Origin of the sequence: Micromonospora sp. NPDC049089 (genome assembly GCF_040648775.1) — a bacterium.
Classification (GTDB): domain Bacteria; phylum Actinomycetota; class Actinomycetes; order Mycobacteriales; family Micromonosporaceae; genus Micromonospora.
In genome coordinates, this window is record NZ_JBEZEH010000310.1 from 1 (window position 1) to 5,512 (window position 5,512).

The 5,512-nt window shown below is 71.1% G+C and carries 1 protein-coding gene; it reads right to left on the reverse strand.

All coding sequences use genetic code 11. The features are described 5' to 3' along the window. Positions 1 to 5,392 (reverse strand): amino acid adenylation domain-containing protein (locus AB0B48_RS31695; protein ID WP_357208034.1); only part of this gene is annotated, 5,392 nt, incomplete at its 3' end. Between the last annotated feature and the right edge of the window lie 120 nt (positions 5,393 to 5,512).

Consider the following 5,512-nt stretch of genomic DNA (forward strand, 5'->3'; position numbering starts at 1 on the left):
GCAGCGTGGGGGGGGGGGCTCGCCCCACCGCCTTCCGGGAGCCGCGCGCGCGGCCGCCCCCCGCCCGAAGCCCTGGTTCCAGGTCGCGGAACGGCACCCGGACGGTGTGGGCGGTACGCGTCGGCGGCGGCGACGTGGGCAGCCAGCCGGTGGGGAAGGTGAACTTCACGCACCGCTCCGTCAGGTCCTGCCAGTACCGTCGGTCCACCGGAGACTCCAGGGCGCGACGTTCCCCTGCGATGAAGTCGGCGAACCGCACCTCCGGCAGGGGCTCCGGCTCAGGCCCGGCACCGACGCGCATCGAGCGGTAGCGGTCGAGGATCGCCGCGACCAGCGCGTGCAGGCTCCAGCCCTCGACGACCACGTGGCAGATCGTCAGCACCAACCGCCAACTCCGGTCGGTCTCCCGGCAGACGGCGAACCGCAGCAGCGGCGCCCGCTCGACGTCGAACGGCGACGCGTACTCCACGGCGACGAGGCGGCGCAGCTCGGCCTCCCGGTCCTCCTCGGACAACCCGCGCAGGTCGTGCGGCACGACCGGCACCCGCACGGCGGGATGCACCAGCTGCATCGGCACCGAGTAGCCGGTCGGGTCCACCGAGGAGCGCAGAACCTCGTGCCGGTTCACCACGAGGTCCACCGCCTCGCGCAGCGTTGCCAGGTCCAGCGGGTCGTCCTCGCGGACGAGGAAGGACGTCACGTTGTGGTAGTGGTTCCATCCGTTGTCGGCCAGCATCTCCAGTAGCATGCCGAGCTGCACCTGGGACAGCGGGTACGCGTCGGTGAGGCCGTCCGGCAGCAAGGCCCGGTCCGGCGCGGACACCAGCTCGAACGGCTCCACCGGGCGGTCGACGTGCACCGGTCCGGTGCGGTCGACCAGCGCGGCGCACAGCCGGGAAACGGTTTGCAGGTCCATCACGTCCGCGACCGAGACGTCGAAGCCGGCCGTCCGCAGCGTGCTGGCCAGCACCAGCGCCTTGATCGAGTGGCCACCCAGCTCGAAGAAGCCGTCCTCGACGCCCACCGCCGGCAGGCCCAGCACCTGTGCCCAGATCCCGGCGACCCGTTCCTCCAACGCGGTACGCGGACCGACCATGGCCCGCCCGTCGCCGGGATCGCCGTCCTGCGGCGCGGGCAGCGCGCGCCGGTCGAGCTTGCCGCTGTTGTTGCGGGGCAGCTGGTCCAGCGTCACGAAGGCCGACGGGATCATGTAGTCCGGCAGCGTGCGGGCCAGCGCCGCGCGCAGCTCGCCCGTGCTCGGCCGCTGCCCGGGCGCTCCGGCCAGGTATCCGACCAGTCGTGGATCGCCGGCGGTGTCCTCGCGCAGGACGACCGCCGCCTCGGCGACCGCCGGCAGCGCGGCCAGCGCAGACTCCACCTCGCCCAACTCGATCCGGTAGCCGCGAAGCTTGACCTGGTCGTCGAGCCGTCCGAGGAACTCCACGCTGCCGTCGGGGAGGCGGATCCCCAGGTCGCCGGTGCGGTACATCCGGCTGCCGGCGGGGCCGTAGGGGTCGGGCAGGAACCGCTGGGCGGTCAGCGCCGGTTGGTTCAGATAGCCCAGGGCCACGCCGTGTCCGGCCAGGTGGATCTCGCCGGGCACACCGAGCGGCGTCGGGTGCCCCTGGTGGTCGAGTACGTACATCCGCAGACCGGCCAGCGGACGCCCGATCCGGCTGCCCACCCCGGCAGCGAGGTCGGCGCGGGTGACCCGGTGATAGCTGGAGTAGACAGTGGTCTCGGTGATCCCGTACATGTTGACGAGGGCGATCCGGGCCAGTCCGAGCCGATCGACCCACGGGGCGAGTTCGGCGAAGTCCAGCCGCTCGCCGGCCAGGACGACCGCGCGCAGCACCAGTCGCCGCAGCCGCTGGTCACCGTCGGCGGCCAGCCGAACCAGTCCCCGGAAGGCCGTGGGGGTCTGGGCCAGCAGAGTCACCTCCTGCTCCACCAGCAGGTCGAGCAGATCCTCCGGCACCCGGGCCACCGCCGGCGGCACAACCACCAGTCGGCTGCCATGCAGCAGCGCACCCCACAACTCCCACACCGAGACGTCAAAGGCGTACGAGTGGAACAGCGCGACCACGTCGGTCTCGTCGGTGGCGTAGTGCTCCTGCGCGCTGTCGAGCAGCCTCAGCACGTTGGCGTGGCTGACGCAGACACCCTTCGGGCGGCCGGTCGAGCCGGACGTGTAGATGACGTAGAGCGGGTCGTCGGCGTCGTTCACCGGGGCCGGGTCGGTCTCCGGGTGGCCGGTCAGGTCGGTGCGGTCGAGCAGCACCAGATGCCCGTCGTAACCGGCGAGCGCGTCGACGTGGGCACCCGTGGCGACCACCGTCCCGGCGGCTGCGTCGGCGAGCAGGTACGCGATGCGCTCGGCCGGCTGGGTCGGGTCCAGCGGCAGGTAGGCGGCACCGGCCTTGAGCACGCCGAGCAGGGCGGGCACCAGGTCCGCACCTCGATCCAGGCAGACACCGACCACCGCGCCCCTGCCCACACCGACGGCCCGCAGGTGCCCGGCGAGCCGGTTGGCCTGTGCGTCTACCTGCGCGTACGTCAGTCGGGTCGGGCCGGCGACCACCGCTACCGCGTCGGGTGCGGCGGCCACCCGAGCCTGGAACAGCTCGACCACCGTGCCGGTCACCGGCTCCTCGACGCCGGTGTCGACCACGCCCAGCAGCCGCTCCCGCTCGCCACCGGGCAGGTGGACAGCCTGCGCGTCACCGGCCGGGTCGGCGACCATCGCCGCCAGCACAGCCCGGTACATGCCGGCCAGCCGCTCCAGATTTGCTCGGGAGAGCACGTCGCTGCGGCTGGATAGCTGGTAGTTGCCCCGGTGCGCGAAGACCGACAGCTCGAACTCGGTGGCGCCGTCGCCGGCGCTGCCGACGACGACCGGCTCGGTGCCGCTCACGGTCGCCGACTGCCCGGCGCGGGAGAAGTCCTGGTAGTTGAAGAGCACCCGCAGCAGCCGCTGACCGCTGCCACGCTGGATCTCCGCCAGCGGGAGCCGCCGGTGGGGCCAGAGGTCGACCTCCTGGTTGAAGACCGCCGTCACCAGGTCGCGCCACGTCCGGGCGGTGCGCTCGTAGCCGAACGGCAAAGTGTTGAGATACATGCCCTGCACCCGGTCGGCCCCGAACACCTCGGGCCGGGCGTCGCAGACCAGCCCGGCGTGGAAGCTCTGCTCGGTGGTCAGTTGGCTGAGCACCTTCAGGTGCGCCGCGTGCAGCGCCGCCTTGACCGAGACGCCGGCCCCGGAGGCGAACCGTGCGACGGCCTCGTCCAGGTCGGTGACGTCGACGGTCGTCGAGATGGCCGTCGGATCGCCCGGCTCACCCCAGCCCGCGGGGAGCACGAAGGGGTTGCGCCCGTCGACCACCGTGCGCCAGTAGTCCCGGTCCTCGTCGGACGCCAGCGCGGACAGCTCGGCGGCGATGAAGTCGGCGTACCGCACCACCGGCTGTTCGGTTTCGGTGGGGCTCCGCCCGTCGGCCAGGTCGGCGTAGACGGCCAGCAGTTCGGCGAGCAGTTGTGCGCTGCTCCAGCCCTCGGTGACCGCGTGGCAGATGGTGAAGCTCAGCCACCAACTCGCGTCGCCGTCCTGGTGCGCGGCGACGCGCAGCAGTGGCGCGACAGCCAGGTCGAAGGGGGTGGCCCGCTCGGTCGCGACGAACTCCTCGAAGAGTCGCACCTGCTCATCGGCCGGCACGTCGCGACCGTCCACCACGGTCACCTGCGGGGTCACCTCGGCGTGGACGAGCTGCATCGGCACCGAGTAGCCGGTCAGGTCGAACGATGTGCGCAGGATCTCGTGCCGGGCGACGACCGTCGCGACGGCGGCCCGCAGCGCGTCGGCCGAGAGCGGTCGCCCGTCGCGGACCTGGTGGGCGATGACGCTGTGGTAGGCCGCCCGGGCTCCGCTGGTGGCCAGCTCGACGAGCATGCCGAGTTGGGTCTGCGCGGCGGGGTAGGCGTCGGTCAGGCCGTCCGGCAGAGCAGCCCGGTCCGCGTCGGACAGCAACGCGAACGGCGCCACCGGCTCCCACTCGTCAACGCCCTCGCCGAAACTGGCCGCGAGCCCGCGCACGGTCCGGTAAGCGAAAACATCGCGGACACTCGTCGGATAACCCGCCGCCCGCAACGCACCCACCAACGACACCGCCAGCATCGAATCACCACCGAGATCAAAGAAACTCGACTCGACACCAACAACGTCAACACCCAACACCCGCGCCCACACCGCAGCCACCGCGCGCTCCACCACCGACACCGGCGCCACAAACACACCCACCGACTCATCACCAAGCACCGGCAACGGCAACTGACGCCGATCCACCTTCCCATTCGGATCCACCGGCACCACATCAACCACCATCACCACCGAAGGCACCAACACCTCCGGCAAAACCCCCCGCAACACCTCCCGAACACCCACCACATCAACACCCGAACCCACCGGCACCACAAAACCGGCCAACAACCGCCGACCACCCACCTCCACCACCGACGCCACCGCATCCCGCACACCCACACAGGACCGCAACGCCGACTCCACCTCACCCAACTCCACCCGCACACCACGCAACTTCACCTGCGCATCCAACCGACCCAGGAACTCCACACTCCCGTCCGACCGCCACGCCACCGCATCCCCAGTCCGATACAACCGCGACCCCACCAACCCAAACGGATCCGGCACAAACCGATCCGCCGTCAACCCCCCACCCCGCAAATAACCCCGACCCACACCCACACCACCGACGAACAACTCCCCCCGCACGCCGACCGGCACCGGCTGGAGTTCGTCGTCGAGCACGCGCAGGGTGAGGTTCGGGAAAGGGCGCCCGAGCGGTACGCGAGACAGAGCGGCAAGCTCCTCGTTGGTGCAATGCCAACTGGTCACGTCGACGGTGGTTTCCGCCGGCCCATAGGTGTTGTGCAGTTCGCAGTCGGGCAGCGCAGCCAGGAACGCCCGCGCCACGTCGACCGGCAGTTCCTCACCGCCGACCGCCACCGATCGCAGCGAGGTGCACCGCTCGATCCCCTCGACGAGCAGCGCCGACAACATGCTGGGCACGAGCTCGATCGAGGTGACCGACTCGGCGATGATCAGGTCACGCAGGTACGCGGGGTCACGGTGCCCGCCCGGGCGGGCGACGACGATCCGCGCGCCCGTCGACAGGGCGGCGTAGACCTCGGCCGGTGAGACGTCGAAACCGATCTCGGTTTTCTGCAGGATCACGCCGTCGGCACCGAGGCGGTTGATGGTGGGTGCGACGTGGGCGGTCCGGTTGACCAGGCCGGCGTGGGTGACCACCGCGCCCTTCGGCCGGCCCGTCGAGCCCGACGTGAAGATCACATAACAGGCGTTGTCCGGACCCACCACCACCGGCACATCCGCACCCGACTCACCAGCCCACAACCCCGGCCGATCAACCAACACCACCTCAGCCGACAACCCCGGCAACCCCGCCAACAACCCAGACGACGTCACCACCACCGACGCACC